Source organism: Ralstonia sp. UNC404CL21Col, assembly GCF_000620465.1.
GTDB classification, from domain to species: domain Bacteria; phylum Pseudomonadota; class Gammaproteobacteria; order Burkholderiales; family Burkholderiaceae; genus Ralstonia; species Ralstonia flatus.
Window position 1 is genome coordinate 1,336,452 of the sequence record NZ_JIBE01000004.1, and the last position, 19,544, is coordinate 1,355,995.

Consider the following 19,544-nt stretch of genomic DNA (forward strand, 5'->3'; position numbering starts at 1 on the left):
TCATGCGGCGGCGACTGCGCTGCGTTCCTGCATCTGCCGCGCGAGGTCGGAATATTGGTTCGACTTGATGGCCAGCGTGTCGGCCAGGGCGCGGTAGGTCAGCGCCAGGTACTTTGCGGCGGCAAAGCTGCCGCGCCCGAATACGGCGGCGTCCAGCTTGGGCTGCTCGCCAATCTCCAGGCACTTCAGGAAGGCGTTTTCCGCCATCGGCAGCCATTGTTTTTCGGCCTCGGCCGGGTGCTTGGCAGCGGCTTCAAACATGAGATGGCCGAGCAGGTAGAAGTAGTCCGGCGAGCCCGACCATTCGTCCATCCACTCGCCGGCCAGGGTGATGGCCTCGTCGAGTTGTCCGGTCTGGCTCAGGCACGCGAGCAGGCAGATACACAGGTCGTGCCGATAGGGCGACTGCTTGGGTGCCGTCGCCACGGCGCGGCGGTAATACTCTGCGGCCTGGGCGGCGTCGCCCTGGTTGATCTGGAAATCCTTGCCGAGCTGGTAGAGCACGTACGGATCGTCCGGACGCGCGGCCAGTTCGAGCTGGAGCAGGGTGTGGTTGCGCCCGCGCTTCTTCTCGAGCTTGACGTCCAGGTAGCCGTCGTGGCCGATCACCAGCGGCAGGCGAACGCGCTGCAGGTCGGCATCGGGCTGCTCGTGGATGCGGCCCTTGTAACGCACGCCGCGCGGCAGCAGGCGCGCAATCCAGCTGTTGGATTGCTCCACCTTGCCCGAGACTTCAAACCCGCTGCGGATGCACACCACGCCCAGCAATGGGCCGAAGGTGCAGGCGTCGCGCAGCTCGTCCGTGCCGGCCTCGATCCATTCGTCGGCGTCCAGCACGAGGTTCCAGTCCGCATTGGCGGCGGCCAGCGCGGCGTTGCGGGCGGCCGAAAAGTCGTCCACCCACGTGAAATGGTGCACCTGGGCGCCGCACGCCTTGGCGATCGCCACGGTGTCGTCGGTCGAGCCGGTGTCCAGCACGATCATGCGATCGACGTGCGGCTTGGCGCTCATCAGGCAGCGCTCGATGCAGGCAGCCTCGTCGCGGGCGATGACGACCAGCGCAAGACTGCCCCGGGCGGGCTTGGCGCGGTGTTTGGCGTGTTTGGACATGCGGCGCGAAGAAAAAAGTGAATCTATAGAAGTGACGTCAAATCGACATGCTCATGATGCTCTGGTACGCCGAGACAAACTTGTTGCGCACCTGCACCGCCGTCTGCATGTCGATGTTGGCCTTCTGCAGCGAGAGCATCACGTCATGCAGATCCACGTCGTTGTTGCCCATTTCGAAGCTGCGCGAGACGGATTCGGCCTTCTGCTGCGAGGCATCCACCCGGTCCAGCGACGACTTGAGCACCGCGCCAAAGTCGACGCTGACCTTGGCGTCGTCGCCGGAGGCGGCGCCGCCCGCGCCAATGCCGCCCACCTTGGTGGAGGGCGCCAGCACGCTGTTCATCAGCGAGACCACTGAATTGGCGTTCGTAATATCCATGTGAAGTCAACTCCTCTTTGCTCGTATTGCTTGCGGCGCCGCTGCTTGGCTGCCTGGGCCGGCTTTCCTGGGCGCTTTCCGCCCGGGCCGGCTGGTCGCTATGGCGCCACGGTGATGCAAAGGTAGCCGCCCGGCCGCCGTTCCCAAGCGCCCAAAAGAACGGGAAAAGGCCCTCTTCTTGGCAATTTGCTTGCGCACCCGCTGCCGATAATGGCAACCACGGAGCCATGCCCAGACGTTGGGCGAGCGCTCAAGCAACGTAGTCAGTCAGGAGATTTGGGATGCCAACGACAGCCGATTCGGTTGCTGTCGCCGACACGCTCGGTACGGTGGATATGCCGGCGGTGGGCCAGGGCGCGATGACGCGCCAGAACGCGGGAGGTGCAGGTGCGCTGGGCGCCCTGGGCCCGCTCGGCCGTCTGTCGCCGCGCCTGCTGATGATGATCGGCGGGGCAGCGCTGGTGGCCGTCATTGCCGCCGCGATGCTGTGGAGCCGCGGTCCGGACTATCGCGTCCTGTACAGCAATGTGTCCGACAGCGACGGTGGGGCGATCATCGCCGCGCTGCAGCAAATGAACGTGCCGTACCGCTTTGCCGAGGGCGGCACCGCCATCATGGTGCCCGAGACGAGCGTGCATGAAGCCCGCCTGAAACTGGCTTCGCAAGGTCTGCCCAAGGGCGGCCAAGCGGGCTTCGAGCTGATGGAGAACCAGAAATTCGGTACCAGCCAGTTCACCGAGCAAGTCAATTACCAGCGCGCCCTGGAGGGCGAACTGGCCCGCACCATCCAGGCCATGCAGGAGGTGCAATCCGCCCGCGTGCATCTGGCGATGACCAAGCCGTCGGTATTCGTGCGCGAGCAGGCCAAGCCCAGCGCGTCGGTGCTGCTCAAGCTCTATCCGGGCCGCATGCTCGACCGCTCGCAGGTGCAGGCCATTGGCCACCTGGTGTCGAGCAGTGTGCCGAACCTGCCGCTGGCCAACGTGACGGTGGTCGACCAATCCGGCCGTCTGCTGTCGTCGTCGTTCCAGGACAACGCCTCGGGTCTTGACCCGACGCAGCTGAGCTACGTGCGCGACGTCGAGCAGGGCTACATCAAGCGCATCGAAGCCATCCTCGGCCCCGTGGTGGGCGAAGACAACGTGCGCGCGCAGGTAACGGCCGACGTCGATCTGGACAACACCGAGCAGATGGCCGAGACGTATCGTCCGAACCAGGATCCGGCCAACGCTGCCGTGCGCAGCACGCATACCGCTGAAGCCACGCAGAACAAGGCCGACGCCCAGGGCGGCGTGCCGGGTGCGCTGTCCAACCAGCCGCCGACCGCGCCGCGCATGCTGCCGACCGCACCGGCTCCGGCCTCGGCGTCGCAACCGGCTGCGACCGGCCCGAACGGCCAACCGCAGCAAGCGGCCGCTGCCAACACGAGCGGTACCGCAACCAACGGCAATTCGTCGAGCACCCGCGACACCACGACCAATTACGAAGTCGACAAGACCGTGCGCCGCACCCGCGCCGCAGTGGGCACCGTACGCCGCCTGTCGGTGGCCGTGGTGGTCAACTACCGTGGCGACGGCAAGACCTGGAAGCCGTTGTCGGAAGCCGAGATGGTCAAGCTCAACGCACTGGTCAAGGACGCCGTCGGCTTTGACGCCAAGCGTGGCGACTCCGTGAACGTGGTCAACAGCCAGTTCTCGGGCACGCTGCCCACGCCCAAGGACGACCTGCCGCTGTGGAAGCAGCCGGAGATGATCCAGTACGGCATTCAGGGCGCCAAGTATCTGGCACTGGCCATCGGTTTCCTGATCCTGGTGTTTGCAGTGATCCGTCCGGCGATCCGCTCGATGGGCAAGAAGGACGAGCCGGCCACGCCCACGTTCGTGGGCCGCGAAGGCGAAGACCCGAACGCCCCGATCATCACCGGCGCCGCGGCTTCGGCCGGGCCGGAGCTGGAAGGCCCGGCGGCTGCCGGCGCCGAATCCGAAGAGCTGCCGGACGCGCTGCCGCAACTCAAGAACAACGACTTCGAGAAGAAGCTCGAGACCATGCGCCGCGTGGCGCAGAGCAACCCGCGCGCCGTCGCGGCCGTCATCAAACAATGGGTGAGTAACGAATGAGCGCCGAAGGACTCCAACGCAGCGCCATCCTCATGATGTCGCTGGGCGAAAGCGAAGCCGCCGAAGTGCTCAAGCACCTGGGCCCGCGCGAAGTGCAGAAGCTGGGCGCGACCATGGCCGCGCTGAAGAACGTCTCGCGCGAGCGTGTGCTCGATGCGTTTGACGCGTTCTTCGTTGAAGCCGAAGACCTGCCGCTGGACGTGGATTCGAACGAGTACATCCGCACCGTTTTCCGCAAGGCACTGGGCGACGACCGCGCCGCCAACATCATCGACCGCATCCTGTCAGGCGGCGACACCAGCGGCATCGAAGGCCTGAAGTGGATGGATGCATCGTCGGTGGCCGAACTGATCCGCAACGAACACCCGCAGATCATCGCCACGATCCTGGTTCACCTTGACCGCGATCAGGCTTCGGAAATCCTGACCTATTTCACCGAGCGCCTGCGCAACGACACCATCCTGCGTATCGCCACGCTCGACGGCATTCAGCCCAGCGCCCTGCGCGAGCTGAACGACGTGCTGACCAAGCTGCTGCAAGGCAACGACCACCGCAAGAAGAACGCGATGGGCGGCGTGCTCACGGCAGCGGAAATCCTCAACCTGGTGCCGAGCGCCGTGGAAAGCTCCGTTATCGAAGGCGTGCGTTCGCGCGATCCGGAACTGGCCGACGCCATCGTTGAAAAGATGTTCGTGTTCGACAACCTGATCGATCTGGACGGCCGTGCGCTGCAGACGCTGCTGCGCGAGATCAGCCAGGACGTTCTGGTGGTGGCGCTCAAGGGCGCCAAGCAGGAGTTCCGCGACAAGGTGTTTGCCAACATGTCGCAGCGTGCCGGCACGATGCTCAAGGAAGAGCTGGAAGTGCTGGGGCCCGTCAAGGTGTCGGAAGTCGAAGCGCAGCAGAAGGAAATCCTGGTCGTTGCGCGCCGCCTGGCAGACGAAGGCGAAATCACCATCGGCCGCAAGGCGGAGGACGCCTATGTCTGACCGTGCTGGCCGCTTTGCTGTGACGGGGCGCTGAGATGCCGCGTCCGCCGATCATCCCGCGCGACACGCTGGTCGAATACCAGGCGTGGGAGCCGACCGACTTCCGGCGACAGGCCGCAGAGGCCGCTGCTGCAGCCGCGCCGCCGCCTCCGCCGCCCGAGCCCGAAGAGCCGCCGATTTCCGAAGAGGAATGGCAGGCCGCGCTTGACGCGGAGCTTGCCACCGCCCGCGACGAAGGCCGCCGCGATGGTTTCGCGCAAGGCTTTCAGGATGGCTTTGAACAAGGCCGCCGCCAGGGCGAGGAAGATTCCAAACACATCGCCGCGCTCATGCAATCCGTGCGCGAGGCGATCGACCAACTGAACGGCAGCGTTGCCGAAGAGCTGGTCGATCTGGCGCTGCAACTGGCGCAGCAGTTTCTGCACGGCGCGCTGCATGCGCAGCCCGAACGGATCCTGCCGATGGTTCGCGAAGTGCTGGGCGATGCGCCCACCGCCCCGGCGCCCGCCATGTTGCGCGTGCATGCCGATGACGCCGAGCTGATTCGCCAGACGCTGGGCACGGAGCTGGCCGCCGCCGGCTGGACGCTCATCGTCGACGCCGCCATTGAGCGCGGCGGCTGCCGCGTGCAGACCCGCTTTGGCGAAACCGATGCCACGCTGCAAACCCGTTGGGCCGAATTGACCCGCGCGCTGGGCCGCGATACCGCATGGCTTGCCAGCGAACGCTCGGAAGCCGAACGCGTTGCAGGAGGCGCACTCCATGTCGCCTGAGACCGTGCAGCCCGCCGCCAACAATCCCAACCTGCGCGTGTGGCAAGCCCACCTGCAGCAGACCGCGCAGCGTGCGCGTCTGGCGCGCCCGGTGGTGACGTGCGGCAAGCTCACGCGCGTGGCCGGCCTGGTCATGGAAGCCGTTGGCCTGAAGCTGCCGGTGGGCAGCGCATGCCGCGTGGAACTCCCGCACGGCCGCCACGTGCTGGCCGAAGTGGTCGGCTTTGCCGAAGAGCGCGCCTTCCTGATGCCGCAAACGGATCTGGTGGGCGTGGTGCCCGGTGCGCGCGTGTTCCCGCTGGAGCCGCAACGCCTGCCGGTGTCGAGCGAAGACGGCGCCGACCCGACGATTTCGCACAGCAAGTTCCTGCCCGTGGGCCCGCGCCTGCTGGGCCGTGTGGTGGACGCCAACGGCGAGCCGCTCGACGGCAAGGGGCCGCTGGGCGCGCATGAAGATCTCGCCTGGGGCACGCTGAACCCGGCACCGCTGAACCCGCTCAAGCGCAAGCCGATCGAGCATGTGCTCGACGTGGGCGTGCGCGCCATCAATGGTCTGCTGACCGTTGGCCAGGGCCAGCGTCTGGGCCTGTTTGCCGGCTCCGGCGTGGGCAAGAGCGTGCTGCTGGGCATGATGGCCCGCTACACGCAGGCCGACGTGGTGGTGGTCGGCCTGATCGGCGAGCGCGGCCGCGAAGTGAAGGAATTCATCGACGAGATTCTTGGCGACGAAGGCCTGGCACGTTCAGCCGTGGTGGCTGCGCCGGCCGACACCTCGCCGCTGATGCGGCTGCAGGGCGCCGCTTACGCCCACACGATTGCCGAATACTTCCGCGACCGCGGCTGCAACGTGCTGCTGATCGTCGATTCGCTCACGCGCTATGCGATGGCGCAACGCGAGATCGCCCTGGCCATCGGCGAGCCGCCGGCCACGAAGGGCTATCCGCCCTCGGCCTTTGCCAAGCTGCCGGCGCTCGTTGAGCGTGCCGGCAACGGCATGGTCGATGCCAACGGCCGCGGCGGCTCCATCACCGCGTTCTACACGGTGCTGGCCGAAGGCGATGACCAGCAGGATCCGATTGCCGATGCGGCCCGCGCCATTCTGGACGGCCACTTCGTGCTCTCCCGCAAGCTGGCGGAGCAGGGCCACTACCCTGCCATCGATATCGAACAGTCGATCAGCCGTGTGATGTCGGCCATCGTGCCGCGCGAGCAGCTCGACACGGCGCGCCGCTTCAAGCAGCTCTACGCCCGCTACCAGCGCAACCGCGACCTGATTGCCGTGGGCGCCTACGCGCGTGGCAGCGACCCGGTGACCGACCAGGCCATCGCGCGCTACCCCGACATGGAAGCGTTCCTGCAGCAAGGCATGTTCGAGAACGAAAGCCGCGAGCACACGCTGGAGAAGATGCAGGGAGTGCTGGCGTGATGTGCCCGCTTGGCACTGTGAAGCCGCAAGCGTTGCGCAAGCCGAAGGCTAAAGCCGCCGGGTTTGCGTCCGATGGGTTGATGTAACGGGAAGCTGGAGGGTCCACCGATGACCACCATGAACAAGCCGTTCCGCCTCGAAACCGTGCTGGAACTGGCCCAGAAGGACACCGAAAAAGCCACGCAGGAAGTCGGCCGCCTGATGAATACGCGCGAGGCCGCCACGCAAAAGCTGGCACTGCTGTCCGACTACCGCAACAACTACCACCAGCAGATGCTGAGCACCGCTGAAGGCGGCATGGACGTCACGCGTTTGCGCAACTACGCGGCCTTTATCGACCGCCTGGGCAACGCCGTGCACCAGCAGAAGGGCACCATCAGCGCGCTGGAGCAGCAGCTTGCGATGAGCCGTGCCAACTGGCTGGAAAAGCAGCGCCGCGAGCAGTCGTTCGACATCCTGCGCCAGCGCCACATTGAAGAGCAGCGCCTGGACGAAGAACGCCGTGCCCAGCGCGACAACGACGAACACGCCGCCAAGGTGATCCGCATGCGTGCGGCACAGGGCGGCAATTGAAGACCAACGCGAACACGCAGTCGCAAGATGGAGTCAACGTGGGCTTGAGTGCCACCCCCAACGCCGCTGCCAAAGACCTGGGCGCCATGCTGTCGGCCGGCAATACTGCCGCCGCCGACAAGACGCAGGCTTCCTCGTCCGGCACCGATACCTTCGGCAATCTGTTGTCGGACCGCCTGGCCCAGGACGCCGCACGCCGTCGCGCGGACGCACAGTCGGCCGCCGACGAGGCCGGCCGCCGCGCCGATATCGCGCGCAAGGACGCGACGCGCACCAGCGCCGCGAGCAACGGTCAGGACGCCAAGCCGGCCGACGACAATACGCCCGTGCCGAGCATCACCACGCCTGCCGCCAGCACCGCCGATACGGCCAATGCCAAGCCGGCCCAGCCGGCCAGCGCCAAGGACCTCGATACCGCGGCACAGCAGGCGGTGGTCGACCCGGCTGCCCAACTGGCGGCTCAGATCGAAGCCGCACGCCAGGCCGCGCAGCAGGCGGCCGCAGTCGTGCAGCAGCCGGTTGCGCAACCGGCGCCCCAAACGAATACCAAGGCCGATACCGACGCCGCAACGCCGGTTGTCGCCAAATCGTCTGCAAATGACGCTGCTGCTCTGGCTGCCGCAAACGCCGCGGCAAACGGGGTGGCCAACGCGGCACAGGGCGCCGCTGACCCAGCCATGACTGCACAAGCGGCCCCGGCTGGGTTGCCGGCTGCGCAGGACGCCAAGGCCAACGCTGCAAACACGCCGACGCCACCGGCCACCGCGCTGCCCGACAGCGGCACGCTGGCCCAGACCATGGCCCGCACGCGCGCCGTTGCCGACAACACGCCGCCCGCCGTGCGCCAGCTCGGCAGCACGTCGTCTGCGCAGGGCGCGAATGCCGACCACGGCCTGCCGCGCCGCAGCGACCTGAGCGCACACAACACCGTCACGCAAACGGCCGCGACCGCCGTCGCTGATGCCACCAGCCACGCCAGCAATGGCGGCAACGCCGGCAACACGGACAACGCCGGTACGCAAGCCAATGCGCAGGGCAGCGGTACGCTGTTCCAGGGCGCACTGTCGCGTGCCAATGGCGATGCCGGCATGGCCGCCGCACCGACCTTTGCGGTGGGTGGGGCCAACGCAGGCGCTGCGACAGGTGCATCGATCACGCCGCAGCAAGTCCACACGCTGCCCACCTTTGGCGACGCCGCATGGCCGCAGAGCATGGCGAGCCAGCTCGCCTTCATGCAAGTGCACCGTCAATCGTCTGCCGAACTGCAGTTGAACCCGGCCGAGCTGGGCGGCATGCACGTCAAGCTGGAAGTGGACAACGGTGCCGTCAACGCGAGCTTCGTCTGCCAGCACCAGGCGGTGGCCGAACTCGTGCAGGACGCCATGCCGCGCCTGCGCGACGCCATGCAGCAAGGCGGGATGCAGCTTGCGCAAACGTCGGTCAGCACGGGTGACTTCAGCCAGCAGCAGAGCGCATCGCAGGGTTCATCGGCGCAAAACCAGGGCAGCGGTTCGGGCAGCGGGAATAGCGGCAGCCGTTATGGCGGCGGCTCGCAAGACCGCGCCGATACGCTGGCGGTGGCACCGCGTCGTGTGTCCACCCACGAAGGCGCTATCGACACGTTTGCCTGACCGGCCGCTGGCCCCGCAGCGTCTAAAGTTCGGTGCAACCCTGCCGTTAATACGCAGGAGTGCCATGCAAAAATGGCCAGCCGCAAGGCAATGAAAGAAGGACGGGAAATAACAACGCGAGCACGCCGCGCATAGGTTTGACGCGGCAGCGTTGCAAATGAATAACAAGGGGGTCAAGTCCGACTGGCGAAGAAGGGATCAAACGGGGATCATTTCGCCACATCCGTCTTCGGGCGGATGCACACGGACCGATGCGGGGTGTCCGAGCCGGGGGGCTGGCGCACCGCATGTTTGCCGTACTTACGGGAGAGCGCACCGCGAGGTGCGCTTTTTGTTTTTGTGCGTCTGCTTCGTCGCCGCGGCGCACATGCGGGCCAGCCTCAGGCGCCCGCTTCCGCCGTCGTCAGTGTGGCGGGCGTGACCGATACCACGTGCTCCACGCCATAGCCGCGCTCCACCCATGCGTCGATACCGCCATGCAGCGGACGCACGCGCTTGAAGCCGCGGCCCATCAGCGTGCGCGCCAGCATCACGGCAGACGCCTCGTTGGGGCAGGCGCAGTAGATGATGATCTCGCGGTCGGGGCCGTCGATCTCGATCGCGCGATTGCTGCTGGACATGTCATACAGCATGGCCCCCGGAATGCGTTGCGGCTGTAGCATGCGCGAGCTGTCTGCCCGCACGTCGATGATGACGGGTGCCGCGCCCGATTCGATCAACGCATGCAACTCGTCGGGCGAGATGCGCGCCATCTCCAGCATCTTGCGAAAGCGCCAGCGCTGCAACCAGCGCGCCGCTACATATACCGCTGCCAGCAACGCGATCAGCAGCACGGCGCGCGTGCCCAGCAGGTCGAGTTGGCGCAGCGCCTGGTCGATGCTGTCGTGCGCCAGACGGCCCAGCAGCAACCACAGCGTGGCCCACACCGCCGAGCCCACCAGGTTGTACAGCGCAAACGTGCTGAAGGGCGTGCGCATCGTGCCAAGCAGCGCTGACGACACGGTCGACAAACCCGGAATGAACTTCGCGATCAGCAGCATCGGGGCGCCCCAGCGCTCGAATTGCGTGCGCGTGCGTCGCACGCAGGAATCGGGCGACAGCGATACGCGGCACAGCAATGCCATGACGTGCCGGCCATAGCGCTTGCCGGCGAAATACCACAGGCCGTCGCCAAGCAGCGCGCCCGACACGGCGGCCGGTGCCAGTTCCATCACGTAAAGCGGTCCGTGGAAGGTGAGCGCGCCAGCCACGAGCAGCGTCGGCACGGCCGGCAGCGGCGCGCCGGCCTGCGTCAGCAGCACATTGAGGAACACGGCAAACGCGCCGTATTCGGCGATCAGGGGAAACAGGTCATGCATGGCAGGAAGGGCGCAGCGGGGCAAATGCGTTTGCCAAGTTACCGCATTCCGGCGCTGCCCGATAGCCATGTCACCGGAATGCGCTCGGCGATCTGCGGTTTGCGTGAAATTGGCGTGACAATGAACGCTTCACACCGCTTCCACATCCTGCCGCCATGTCTTCTGCAATGCCCATCGATGCTTCCCGGTCCGTACGCGAATCGGGTGCCGTTGCCATTCGTCCAGCCACCGAGGCGGATCTCCCCACTATCGTCGGTATCTACGCGCATCACGTGCGTACTGGCACCGCCAGCTTTGAAATCGATGCCCCCGATCTAGCCGAGATGACGCGCCGCTTCCACGCATTGCGGGATGCCGGCATGCCTTATGTGGTGGCCGAAGCGGGCGGCGTGCTGCTCGGCTACGCGTATGCCGGTCCGCATCGCGCGCGGCCCGCGTATCGCCACACGGTGGAAGACTCCATCTACCTTGATGCCACCGCGCAGGGGCGGGGCGTTGGGACATTGCTGCTGGAGGCGCTGATCCGCGAATGCCAGACGCGCGGTTTCAAGCAGATGGTGGCCGTGGTGGGCGGCGGCCGCGAAAACCCGGGGTCAGCCAAGCTGCACGCGCGCTGCGGGTTTCGGGAGGTGGGCGTGCTGGAGGCGGTGGGCTACAAATTCGGCCGCTGGCTGGATTGTCTGTTGATGCAGCGCGCTTTGTGACCCAAGGGTGGCGTTGCCGCGTCGCGCGGCCGGCAGGCCCCATGCTTTGCGGGTCGCTTCAAGAATCCGGTGGAGTGTTTCGGTTTCAGTCATTCGGTTTGCGTGAGGTGGCTGAGCGCAGCGCCCTTAAGGGGTGGCGCGCGCGAGTACGGTGAGGTGCGTTCTGTCCCGCTATTTTAGATATTTCTAACATTTTGTCAAGAAATGTCTACTGCGGCGGTTTAGAAGCACACCTTTGGGCAAGAAAAAACCCGCCGAAGCGGGTCTGCATGTTGAGAAGCGGGCGCGGGCGTCCGCTCAGAAATCGCCCATGCCGGACCGGTACTTGACCCGACCCACGATGTCGATGTGTTCGAGCTGGTCTGGTGTCACGATGAACGGATCGTGCTTCTCCTTGTTGTCGCTCACCACCCGGATCGAGCCGTCGGGCAGGCGGAACAACCGCTTCACCAGCATCTCGCCGCAGTAGACCAGGGCGAACACGCCGCCGCCCGTGGGGATGCGCCGGTCCGCCTTGTCGACGACCACCGTGTCGTCATCGAACAGGCGCGGCTCCATGCTGTCGCCGCGCACCTTTACCGCCACGAGGTGCTTGGGGCTGGCGTCCAGCCGGCGGACGTAATCGGCCTGGAACGGCAGCGGTTCCTTCTCTTCAACGTGCCAGGTTTCGCGCCCGTTGCCGGCAGAAAGGGCCACGTCGACATGCGTGATGAGGATGGTCGTCTCGCTCGGCAGTTCGTCCAGGCTGTTGTACGTGGTGATGGGCCGCGCGGGAAAGCCCTTGCTGTGCGCGGACGCGCCTGCGCTTGTGCGGACGAGATCGCCCGCGCTGCCGCCGGCAGCCTGCGCGGCCGCGTCGGAGAACGGGGTGTCCATCACACGGTCGGCAAACCCCAACTTTTTCTCAAGACGACGTGCGGCGATGTCGCCGATGCTGCGGCCATCCTGGTAGGTGCGCGACAGGAACTGCGCGACCTGCGAGCGCGAATACCCGTACAGACGCTCGAACGCCGAGCGGTCTCCGTTGACGAGGGTCTGGATCCAGTAGGTCAGCCACTGGCGGCGGTTGTCGTAGATGTCCATGGGTCGCATTAGAGCAAGAAATTTCTAATTTGTGTACCAGGAGTTTCTTGACGCAACAGTTTAGAACAATCTAAACTTCTCCGCACGACCTGATCTCCGCCGCTGCCTACTGCAGGCGGCCCGGGTCGAACCGAATCTGTTCAATCCGCGCGCCTGCTCGCGCCGACTGGAGCCTCTTCCCATGACTGTCACCCAAACTTCGATGGATGCTTTTCGACGTAACCGCGCCACGTCCACGGCCAAGCTGCAGTGCGACCGCATCGCCGACTACGTCGCCCGCAGCGGCACCGCCACGATTGCCGAAATCGCGCAGGCGCTGCGCATTGAGAAGTCGAGCGTCTCTGCGCGCCGCAGCGAATTGATCGCCGCCAAGCGGCTCGAGCTGGACGAGGAACGCAAATGCGGCGTCACAGGCCGCTGGGTGCAGTCGGTGCGTGCGGTGGGCGCCGGGCCTGCGCAGGTGCGCGTTTTCCAATAGGCGCATGCGTCATCGCGTTTTCGGCTGTCTTCGTCTTCCGTCAGTGCGGCGACAGCGCGAGAGGCGGGTGACGCAAGCCGATATCGGCATCCACACGCAACAAACATACGAGGACAAGGGACATGGGAATCGAAGACCGTTTGGAGAACTGGAGTCGCGTCGTGCGCGACCCGAGCTGGCAACCGCAGTACTGCGCATCGTGGGCACGGTTGGCCGTCGCCATGCGCGATGCAGAATGCGGCGCGCCGCAAGCCATCGTCAGCATCGACGTGAATGACGGCTGGCTGGTCGAGCAGGCGTGGCAGAAAATTGCCGACCCCGTAGCCAAGCGGCTACTGCAGTATCACTACGTGCATCGCATGCCGGCAGAGATGGTGTGCCGCATTCTCGTGCGCAAGTACGGCGCATCGCCGCATACGCTCAAGCACTGGAAGGTGCGACTTGCGAAGGCGCAGTCGATCATGTCGCACGTCATCGATTCGGAAGTGGCGCGCGCGCAGATGACGAAGGCCGTGCGTGCAGCGGCCGCTGCCGCGACTGTGACGGCGGCTCCGCTGGCCGCCTGAAAATTTTTTCGGAATTTTTTCTTCAGCCCACTTGCACGGTTTATATCCCCTTCGTATTCTGTTTCCCAGATGTTCGATTGCCCTCGCGGCGTAACCGGTTCAGACCGAGACATGCACCCCACTGGGGTGCATTGATTTACCCAGACGAAGCGCAGACATCGCGAAGAAAAGCCCGCCACGCAGCGGGCTTTTTTGTTTCTCGGCTTCGCTTGCTGACGTATTCCCACGCAATACATGCCTCGATGTCGCTACACGGTGACGAACCGTTCGCGGCTGTCTCAATCCTGGATACAACTCACTCGATCGATCACGCATTGCAGCGCGCATCGATGAAGGCGCTTGTCTTATGGCAGATCTCTCTGACGTTTCCACTGCACTCGTCACGCTGGTCACCGGCGTGGTTTATCCGAACGGAATCGGCCAGCCGTCGATCACGGGCAATCCTGTGGTGGTCTACAGCGGCTGGCCCAACATGACGCAACTGAAGACCGACCTGCAGGCCAACAAGGTCCATGTGTCGATCTTTCCGATCACGAGTCATCAACGTCACGCCAACACTGCGTTCTCGGATTGGACCGTCGCCACACCGCCGGCGAACACGCTGGCCTTGAGCGTGACGGCACAGACCGTCATGGTGAACGGTATCGTCAGCACGCCGCAGAACGTTGTGCTGTTGGTGGACGGCCGCGCATATGCCTATGCCGTGCAGGCCAGCGATACACCGGCCAACATTGCGACGTCGCTAGCCGCGCTGGTGGCTGTTGACCGCCCGGCAACGGCCACTGGCTCGTCGATCACCATTCCGAATGCGACATACATCTCGCCGCGCGTGGGTGGCATCGGCACCGTGCAGCGCGAGACGCGCAGGCAAGAGCGCACCTTCCTGATCTCGGCGTGGGCGAATGGCGCGGCGCCGCGCGACCTTATCGTCGGCAAGATCGATGCGGTGCTCTCGGGGATCGTGCGCCTGACGTTGCCCGATCAGGGCGCGGCGCTGCGTTACAAGCGCGGCCATCAGCATGACGACCTGACGAATGGCATCTACCGGCGCGACCTCCGGTATGCCGTCGAGTACGCAACCATCGTGACCGACACCGCGTACCAGATTGCGACTGGGGTCGAGAACGTGACAGCCGGGGCGTCAATGGGCGCGCAGTTTCCTGTCCGGGCCATCGCGCAGTAGCGCGGTCGTGGTCGCCCATGGCCGGGTTCGCCTGGCCGCATTGCAGTGGAAGTCCATCAACCGTAACCGTGCCGCCCTTTTTGTTCGGGCGGTTTTTTTATTGCCGGCCGCCTTCGTGCGGCCATTTTGTTCTCTCACTTGGAGGCACGCATGCCGATCGTCCAGCAGGGCAGCATCAATACCACTGCACTCATCGTTCCGGACCTGTACGTCCAAATTGTTCCGCCGCAGGTCACCCTGCTCAACGGCGTTCCCACCAACGTGCTCGGCGTGGTCGGTACCGCGGCCTGGGGGCCCGTCAACTCGCCGACGCTGATCGGCAACATGGCCATGTACGCGCAGACGTTCGGCGCGATCCAGAACCGCACCTACGATATGGGCACGGCCGTGGCCGTGGCGGTTCAGCAGGGCGCCAACAACTTCCGCTGCGTGCGCGTGACCGATGGCACCGACACCGCTGCCACGGTGGTCGCGCAGACGAACGGCGTGACGTTCACGGCCAAGTACACGGGTTCGCTCGGCAACACCGTCACGGTGGCGCTGGCGGCAGGTTCGGCTGCCAACACGTGGAAGGTGACCGTGGCCGCTCCGACGCTGGCGCCCGAAGTGTTCGACAACATCGGTGCCGGTCAGACCGGCAATGCGTTGTGGATCGCAATTGCCAACGCCATCAACAACGGCGTGAGCGTGATGCGCGGCGCGTCGCAAATCATCACTGCCACCGCCGGCGCGAGCACCACCGCACCGACGGCCGCCACGCTGCAACTGGGGGGCGGCACGGATGGCGCGGCCACCATCACCGGCGCCGTGCTGCTCGGTCAGGACACCGTGCCGCGCAAGGGCATGTACGCGCTGCGCAACCAGGGCGTGTCGATTGCCATGCTCGCCGACTGCACCGACGCAACGACCTGGCCGACCCAGGTGGCGTTCGGCCTGTCTGAGGGCATCTACATGATCGGCACGGGCCCGAGCGGCGACACCATCGCCAATGCCGTCACAGCCAAGAGCACCGCTGGCATCGATTCGTACGCCTTCAAGCTGTTGTTTGGCGATTGGGTGTATTGGCTCGATACCGTCAACGGTGTGACGCGCCTGGTGTCGCCGCAAGGCTTTGTTGCGGGCTTGCTGGCCAACCTGTCCCCGCAGAACAGCAGCCTGAACAAGCAGATCTACGGCGTGGTGGGCACGCAGAAAACGTTCGCCAACCAGAGCTACAGCTCGGCCGAGTTGCAGGCGCTGATCCAGGCCGGCATCGATGTCGTGACGAATCCGGTGCCGGGCGGTGCGTACTTCGGTTGCCGTGCGGGGCACAACACCAGCTCGAACGCGCTCACGCAGGGCGACAACTACACGCGCATGACCAACTACATCGCCAGCACGATCAACGCGGGCATGGGCAAGTACGTCGGCCAGCTGCAGTCGGCCACGGTGCGCGCGCAGGCGGCGGCCACGTTGTCGAACTTCCTCAGCTCGATGGAGCAGCAAGGGATGATCGGTGCGGTCAATGGCGGCCCGGCGTTCTCGGTGCAGATCGATGCGAACAACAACCCGATGAACCGCGTTGCGCTGGGCTACATGCAGGCCGATGTGAAAGTGGTCTACCTGTCCGTCATCGAGAAGTTCCTGGTGAACGTGGAAGGCTCGCAGGCCACGGTGATCCGCACGTCGACGGCAAATCAGTAACACACGCATCAAGCGCGTTACCCCTCGCATACCCATCAACCTTCTCGCCCCGCACGACGTGGGGCGTTTCTTTTGGAGAACGTTATGCCGATTCAAGGCTACTCCGTCGGTCGCGACTACACGCTGGTCATCCAGACCGCAAGCGGCACGCTGCAACCGAACAAGATCACCGCATTCAAGAGCAAGCAGGACGTAACCGACGTGCGCGTCAAACGCCTGGACGGCATCACCGACCATGTGCGCTTCTTCGACGGCTGGTCGGGTTCGTTCGACGTGGAGCGCCAGGACGCGACGCTCGACAACTACTTTGCGCAGCTCGAAGCGGGCTACTACGCGGGCCTGAACGAAGCCCCCGCGCAGATCTACGAAACGATCCAGGAGGCCAACGGCTCGGTCTCGCAGTTCCGCTATGACGGTGTGCTGATGACGCTGGCGGACGCAGGCAATCGCGCCGGCGACGCCACCATCAAGCAGTCCGTCAACTTCGTGGCTTCGCGCCGCATCAAGGTGTCCTGATGACCAACGTGACGACCACTCCCTCCGAACAGATCATCAAGGCCGCCACGAAAGAGCTGGTGGTTGACGATGCATTGGGCCGCAAGATCACGCTGCGCAAACCGAGCCCGCTGGCGAATCTCGACTTTGCCAAGGCCGCGGGCGGCAGCGAGCTGAACATGCTGTACCTGGCAGAGGTCGCGCATCTGAAGTTCGTCTGCGCCATCGATGGTGACCCGGTGCCGACGCCAGCCTCGGAAGCCCAGTTGCGTGCGCTGTATCAACGCCTGGGCGAAGAGGGCAACGAAGCCGCGCAGCGCGGTGTCGCGGCCAGCTTCATCAACGTTGCCACGTCGGAGTCCGAGCTAAAAAACTCCTGACGAACGGCCCGTTTCACGAGGCGATGTGGCTCGTGCATAACGGTGTTCCGTTCGACGTGGCGTTTTCGCTGGACGACACCATGCGGCAGGCGATGGCGATCAAATGCAGCGAATTCCATGGCGCGCAGTTCGACCTGAAGACGATGTCTTTCAAGGAGCGCGAATGAACCTTTCGTTAGCAGAGATGGCGCGTCGCCTGATCGAGTTGGAGGCGCGCGTGCCGCAAGCGTTGTCGCAGGGGCTGGACGCGGCCGCTGCGGCACTGGAGCTGGCAGCTAGCGCCAAGGCGGTGGAAAGCGCGGCGGCCGCCGGCATCGCAGATGCGGCGCTGGTGAATGCGCTGCGCGATTCCATCGGCCGGGAGGTCAAGGGGTTGGAGGCGGCCATCGGCTCCAACGCCAACCAGGCTGTCGTTCTGGAGCTGGGCAGTGTGCAGACGCCACCGCATCCATTTTTGGGTGCGGTGGCAAACGAGCACGCCGACGCTGTGCAACAGCGTGTGGGCGATGCGGTGACGGCGGTGCTGGAGGGCCGCCCATTGGCTTCCACCGCAAGCGCGCACAAGTGAGATCGGTGGCCTCAACAGACGAACAAGGATTCCTATGAGCCTCGATGCTTACAAGATCGGGATACAGATTGCGTTGGTGGACAACGTGTCGCGCGGGTTGTTGGCGATGGCCGCGCAGTTCGAATCCGTCAACAAGAGTGCGGAGAAGTTGGAGACCCGGCTGGAGAGGGTCAAGAAGCTCACCGAGTTCGGCAGCGGTCTGTTCAAGGCCGGCAACGAAGCCGCCCACATGTGGGACAAGCAAGTGGATGCTGCTTCGAAGTACCACGCAGTACTTGAACGGATCAGCCGTTTTGACGCCGGCGCTGCGGCGGCGAACGAGACGTTCCTCAAAGGGCTCGACATCAAGGGCATGTCGCTCACGGATGTCGGACAGCTGTTTGGTGGAGCACAGACCATTCTGCAGAGTTCGACCCAGGCGCAGGACGTGACGAAACTGCTGGCCCAGGCGCGGACGGCCTTTGGCTCGGCAACCGGCGTCAAGGACGGCGCGCAACTCGACAGCATGGCGCTGACTGCACTGAAGGTCGCGCAGATGCGCGACGGCGTGATCGGCAAAGACGGCAAGATCGATACGAAGAAGGTGGAAGAGACCTTCAACATGCTCGTCAATACGGCGCTGGCGAGCGGCGGTGGCGTGCTGCCCAAGGACTACCTGGAGGCCATGCAAGGCGGCAAGCTGTCCGGCGCACTGAAGCCGTCAGAGGCCGCGGTGTTTGGGCTGAAGCAGTTCATGCAGGCCAATGGGGGCTCCAAGGCTGGCGTTGACGCCATGTCGGCGCTCCAAGGCTGGGTGGCAGGGAATATGCCCGCCACGGTCGCGCGTGAGCTTGAACGCGTCAAGCTGCTGGACCCGAAGGCCGTGCATCGCGACAAGGCCGGGCACATCACCGGTGTGGATGCAACCGGCATGACGGACGCGCGGGCCTTCACCGAGAATCCGCTTCAGTACGTGACGAGTGTGATCGTGCCGGCGCTGCAGAAGAGCGGATACAGCGGAGATGCGCTCAACACGAAGTTGGGCAACCTGCTCGGCATGAAGGACGAGAAAAACATCCTGGAGCAGCTTCAGCATGACAAGGAGCGGGCCGGGTTGTACCTCGCGAACGCCGGAAAAGGACTTGGCGCAGCAAAGCTCTACGAGAAGGACAACGAAGGGCTCGAAGGCAAGCTGAAGGACTACGAGGCCAAGAAGACGAACCTCAATATCGCGCTTGGCGAACATGTTTTGCCGTTGGCGATTTCGGGCTTGGAGAAGTTCAATGGCCTGATTGAGCGCATCACACACCTTGCACAGGAGTTTCCGGGCACAACGAAGGCGATCATGGCGTTCGCCACAGGACTCGCTTTTCTGCACAAGGTCATCTCGACGCTGTCGCTGCCTTTGCCGGGCGGCGGAGGGAAGGGTGGCGGTGGTTTCGCGCGCGGCGTCGGGCGTATTGCGAAGTCAGCAGCCAACGGCGCGCTTCGCCTGGGGGCTGGCGTGGGGCGGTTTGGCCTGTCTGTGCTTCGCGCTGGTGGTGGCGTGGGCCGCGGTCTGCTGAGCGCGGCAGGAACGCTGATGGAATCGCCGCTTGCGTCGAAGGCTCTGGGAGTGCTGGGGCGGGGTAGCGGCCTTATCAGTGCGGCATACGGCGGCTACAAGCTCGGTGGCTACGTTAACGACAACGTCATTAGCCCATTGATCGAGCGGGTCAGCGGGGTCAAGGGAGCGACGCTGGGCACGTTCCTGTACGACGTACTTCACGGAGACACTGGCAAGAAATTGCCCGCCACCAAGCCGGACTCCAGCCATGGCGCAAGCGCGCCCAGCACCGCCGTGAAGGTCGCCGAGCCCAAGCTCGTCTATCTCAAAGGCGACGTGACCATGGACGGCCGCTCCGTTGGCCAGGTGGTCTGGAAGCAGATCGAAGGGCACCTGGCGCGCCCGCAGACTGGCTCCAGCACTTTCAATACCGGCATGCAGCTCATGCCATCCGGACTCTGATCGACCATGCCCGACTTCGCTCTTAAACTCGGAAACTTCCAGTTCAGGGATCTGGAGGTCC

The 19,544-nt window shown here is 64.8% G+C and carries 20 protein-coding genes; 16 read left to right on the forward strand and 4 right to left on the reverse strand.

Annotated features, from left to right (window positions below):
* Together N511_RS0114060 and fliE are read right to left on the reverse strand one after the other, a co-directional pair.
* Nucleotides 1-1,110 carry a glycosyltransferase family 2 protein gene (locus N511_RS0114060; RefSeq protein ID WP_027679897.1) on the reverse strand — a complete coding sequence of 370 codons (1,110 nt, stop codon included), beginning with the start codon at nucleotides 1,108-1,110 and terminating at the stop codon, nucleotides 1-3.
* 37 nt (nucleotides 1,111-1,147) lie between these two features.
* Nucleotides 1,148-1,489 (reverse strand): flagellar hook-basal body complex protein FliE, encoded by a 342-nt coding sequence (fliE, locus tag N511_RS0114065; protein ID WP_027679898.1) that lies wholly within the window; start codon nucleotides 1,487-1,489, stop codon nucleotides 1,148-1,150.
* A 281-nt stretch (nucleotides 1,490-1,770) separates the two neighbouring features.
* Here fliE and fliF point away from each other — a divergent pair, with 281 nt between their 5' ends.
* The 6 genes from fliF (at nucleotide 1,771) to N511_RS0114100 (ending at nucleotide 8,998) form a co-directional block, all read left to right on the forward strand.
* A complete protein-coding gene (gene fliF / locus N511_RS0114070; RefSeq protein ID WP_027679899.1) occupies nucleotides 1,771-3,606 on the forward strand; it encodes a flagellar basal-body MS-ring/collar protein FliF in 1,836 nt (611 codons plus the stop codon).
* Nucleotides 3,603-4,595: a flagellar motor switch protein FliG gene (gene fliG, locus N511_RS0114075; protein WP_027679900.1), complete on the forward strand. Its 993-nt coding sequence runs from the start codon at nucleotides 3,603-3,605 to the stop codon at nucleotides 4,593-4,595. The genes fliF and fliG overlap by 4 nt, the downstream gene beginning before the upstream one ends.
* A 35-nt stretch (nucleotides 4,596-4,630) precedes the next feature.
* Complete coding sequence (gene fliH, locus N511_RS0114080; RefSeq protein ID WP_027679901.1) at nucleotides 4,631-5,368, forward strand: flagellar assembly protein FliH; 738 nt, start codon at nucleotides 4,631-4,633, stop codon at nucleotides 5,366-5,368.
* The gene (gene fliI / locus N511_RS0114085; protein ID WP_027679902.1) at nucleotides 5,358-6,794 is read left to right on the forward strand and encodes a flagellar protein export ATPase FliI; all 1,437 of its coding nucleotides are present in this window, start codon (nucleotides 5,358-5,360) and stop codon (nucleotides 6,792-6,794) included. The genes fliH and fliI overlap by 11 nt, the downstream gene beginning before the upstream one ends.
* Nucleotides 6,795-6,902: 108 nt before the next feature.
* Entirely contained in the window at nucleotides 6,903-7,367 is a 465-nt protein-coding gene (fliJ, locus tag N511_RS0114095) for a flagellar export protein FliJ (protein WP_027679903.1), read from the forward strand.
* Between the two features lie 38 nt (nucleotides 7,368-7,405).
* Nucleotides 7,406-8,998, forward strand: coding sequence for a flagellar hook-length control protein FliK (locus tag N511_RS0114100; RefSeq protein ID WP_027679904.1), 1,593 nt, complete (start codon nucleotides 7,406-7,408; stop codon nucleotides 8,996-8,998).
* Nucleotides 8,999-9,378: 380 nt separating this feature from the next.
* Here N511_RS0114100 and N511_RS0114105 read toward each other — a convergent pair whose 3' ends face one another.
* Nucleotides 9,379-10,356, reverse strand: coding sequence for a DedA family protein/thiosulfate sulfurtransferase GlpE (locus N511_RS0114105; RefSeq protein ID WP_027679905.1), 978 nt, complete (start codon nucleotides 10,354-10,356; stop codon nucleotides 9,379-9,381).
* Between the two features lie 167 nt (nucleotides 10,357-10,523).
* Here N511_RS0114105 and N511_RS0114110 point away from each other — a divergent pair, with 167 nt between their 5' ends.
* On the forward strand, nucleotides 10,524-11,060 hold the full coding sequence (locus N511_RS0114110; RefSeq protein ID WP_037026916.1) for a GNAT family N-acetyltransferase: 537 nt from the start codon (nucleotides 10,524-10,526) through the stop codon (nucleotides 11,058-11,060).
* A 297-nt stretch (nucleotides 11,061-11,357) separates the two neighbouring features.
* Here N511_RS0114110 and N511_RS24615 read toward each other — a convergent pair whose 3' ends face one another.
* Entirely contained in the window at nucleotides 11,358-12,143 is a 786-nt protein-coding gene (locus N511_RS24615; protein ID WP_051530927.1) for a S24 family peptidase, read from the reverse strand.
* Between the two features lie 181 nt (nucleotides 12,144-12,324).
* Between N511_RS24615 and N511_RS0114120 the strand changes: the two genes are divergently transcribed.
* The 9 genes from N511_RS0114120 (at nucleotide 12,325) to N511_RS0114160 (ending at nucleotide 19,483) form a co-directional block, all read left to right on the forward strand.
* Complete coding sequence (locus N511_RS0114120; protein ID WP_037026685.1) at nucleotides 12,325-12,621, forward strand: hypothetical protein; 297 nt, start codon at nucleotides 12,325-12,327, stop codon at nucleotides 12,619-12,621.
* Between the two features lie 122 nt (nucleotides 12,622-12,743).
* The gene (locus N511_RS24245) at nucleotides 12,744-13,187 is read left to right on the forward strand and encodes a hypothetical protein (protein WP_051530928.1); all 444 of its coding nucleotides are present in this window, start codon (nucleotides 12,744-12,746) and stop codon (nucleotides 13,185-13,187) included.
* Nucleotides 13,188-13,533: 346 nt separating this feature from the next.
* Nucleotides 13,534-14,370, forward strand: a complete 837-nt coding sequence (locus N511_RS0114130) for a hypothetical protein (protein WP_027679908.1) — start codon at nucleotides 13,534-13,536, stop codon at nucleotides 14,368-14,370.
* A 150-nt stretch (nucleotides 14,371-14,520) separates the two neighbouring features.
* A complete protein-coding gene (locus N511_RS0114135; protein ID WP_027679909.1) occupies nucleotides 14,521-16,053 on the forward strand; it encodes a tail protein in 1,533 nt (510 codons plus the stop codon).
* Between the two features lie 84 nt (nucleotides 16,054-16,137).
* A complete protein-coding gene (locus N511_RS0114140) occupies nucleotides 16,138-16,569 on the forward strand; it encodes a hypothetical protein (protein WP_027679910.1) in 432 nt (143 codons plus the stop codon).
* A complete protein-coding gene (locus N511_RS24250; protein ID WP_051530929.1) occupies nucleotides 16,569-16,928 on the forward strand; it encodes a hypothetical protein in 360 nt (119 codons plus the stop codon). The genes N511_RS0114140 and N511_RS24250 overlap by 1 nt, the downstream gene beginning before the upstream one ends.
* Nucleotides 16,929-16,960: 32 nt before the next feature.
* Nucleotides 16,961-17,095: a hypothetical protein gene (locus N511_RS25600; RefSeq protein ID WP_257878166.1), complete on the forward strand. Its 135-nt coding sequence runs from the start codon at nucleotides 16,961-16,963 to the stop codon at nucleotides 17,093-17,095.
* On the forward strand, nucleotides 17,092-17,496 hold the full coding sequence (locus N511_RS24620) for a hypothetical protein (protein ID WP_155954048.1): 405 nt from the start codon (nucleotides 17,092-17,094) through the stop codon (nucleotides 17,494-17,496). The genes N511_RS25600 and N511_RS24620 overlap by 4 nt, the downstream gene beginning before the upstream one ends.
* A 34-nt stretch (nucleotides 17,497-17,530) precedes the next feature.
* Nucleotides 17,531-19,483 (forward strand): phage tail tape measure protein, encoded by a 1,953-nt coding sequence (locus N511_RS0114160; RefSeq protein WP_027679911.1) that lies wholly within the window; start codon nucleotides 17,531-17,533, stop codon nucleotides 19,481-19,483.
* The last annotated feature ends 61 nt before the right edge of the window (nucleotides 19,484-19,544 follow it).

What these genes read in the sequence shown, in the direction of transcription:
- fliE (WP_027679898.1), bottom strand. Translation starts at nt 1,489, where the DNA reads ATGGATATTACGAACGCCAATTCAGTGGTCTCGCTGATGAACAGCGTG.
- N511_RS0114130 (WP_027679908.1), top strand. Translation starts at nt 13,534, where the DNA reads ATGGCAGATCTCTCTGACGTTTCCACTGCACTCGTCACGCTGGTCACC.
- N511_RS24245 (WP_051530928.1), top strand. Translation starts at nt 12,744, where the DNA reads ATGGGAATCGAAGACCGTTTGGAGAACTGGAGTCGCGTCGTGCGCGAC.
- fliG (WP_027679900.1), top strand. Translation starts at nt 3,603, where the DNA reads ATGAGCGCCGAAGGACTCCAACGCAGCGCCATCCTCATGATGTCGCTG.
- fliJ (WP_027679903.1), top strand. Translation starts at nt 6,903, where the DNA reads ATGACCACCATGAACAAGCCGTTCCGCCTCGAAACCGTGCTGGAACTG.
- N511_RS0114140 (WP_027679910.1), top strand. Translation starts at nt 16,138, where the DNA reads ATGCCGATTCAAGGCTACTCCGTCGGTCGCGACTACACGCTGGTCATC.
- N511_RS0114105 (WP_027679905.1), bottom strand. Translation starts at nt 10,356, where the DNA reads ATGCATGACCTGTTTCCCCTGATCGCCGAATACGGCGCGTTTGCCGTG.
- N511_RS0114110 (WP_037026916.1), top strand. Translation starts at nt 10,524, where the DNA reads ATGCCCATCGATGCTTCCCGGTCCGTACGCGAATCGGGTGCCGTTGCC.
- N511_RS24250 (WP_051530929.1), top strand. Translation starts at nt 16,569, where the DNA reads ATGACCAACGTGACGACCACTCCCTCCGAACAGATCATCAAGGCCGCC.
- N511_RS0114135 (WP_027679909.1), top strand. Translation starts at nt 14,521, where the DNA reads ATGCCGATCGTCCAGCAGGGCAGCATCAATACCACTGCACTCATCGTT.
- fliI (WP_027679902.1), top strand. Translation starts at nt 5,358, where the DNA reads ATGTCGCCTGAGACCGTGCAGCCCGCCGCCAACAATCCCAACCTGCGC.
- N511_RS24615 (WP_051530927.1), bottom strand. Translation starts at nt 12,143, where the DNA reads ATGGACATCTACGACAACCGCCGCCAGTGGCTGACCTACTGGATCCAG.
- N511_RS24620 (WP_155954048.1), top strand. Translation starts at nt 17,092, where the DNA reads ATGAACCTTTCGTTAGCAGAGATGGCGCGTCGCCTGATCGAGTTGGAG.
- N511_RS0114120 (WP_037026685.1), top strand. Translation starts at nt 12,325, where the DNA reads ATGACTGTCACCCAAACTTCGATGGATGCTTTTCGACGTAACCGCGCC.
- fliF (WP_027679899.1), top strand. Translation starts at nt 1,771, where the DNA reads ATGCCAACGACAGCCGATTCGGTTGCTGTCGCCGACACGCTCGGTACG.
- N511_RS0114160 (WP_027679911.1), top strand. Translation starts at nt 17,531, where the DNA reads ATGAGCCTCGATGCTTACAAGATCGGGATACAGATTGCGTTGGTGGAC.
- N511_RS0114060 (WP_027679897.1), bottom strand. Translation starts at nt 1,110, where the DNA reads ATGTCCAAACACGCCAAACACCGCGCCAAGCCCGCCCGGGGCAGTCTT.
- fliH (WP_027679901.1), top strand. Translation starts at nt 4,631, where the DNA reads ATGCCGCGTCCGCCGATCATCCCGCGCGACACGCTGGTCGAATACCAG.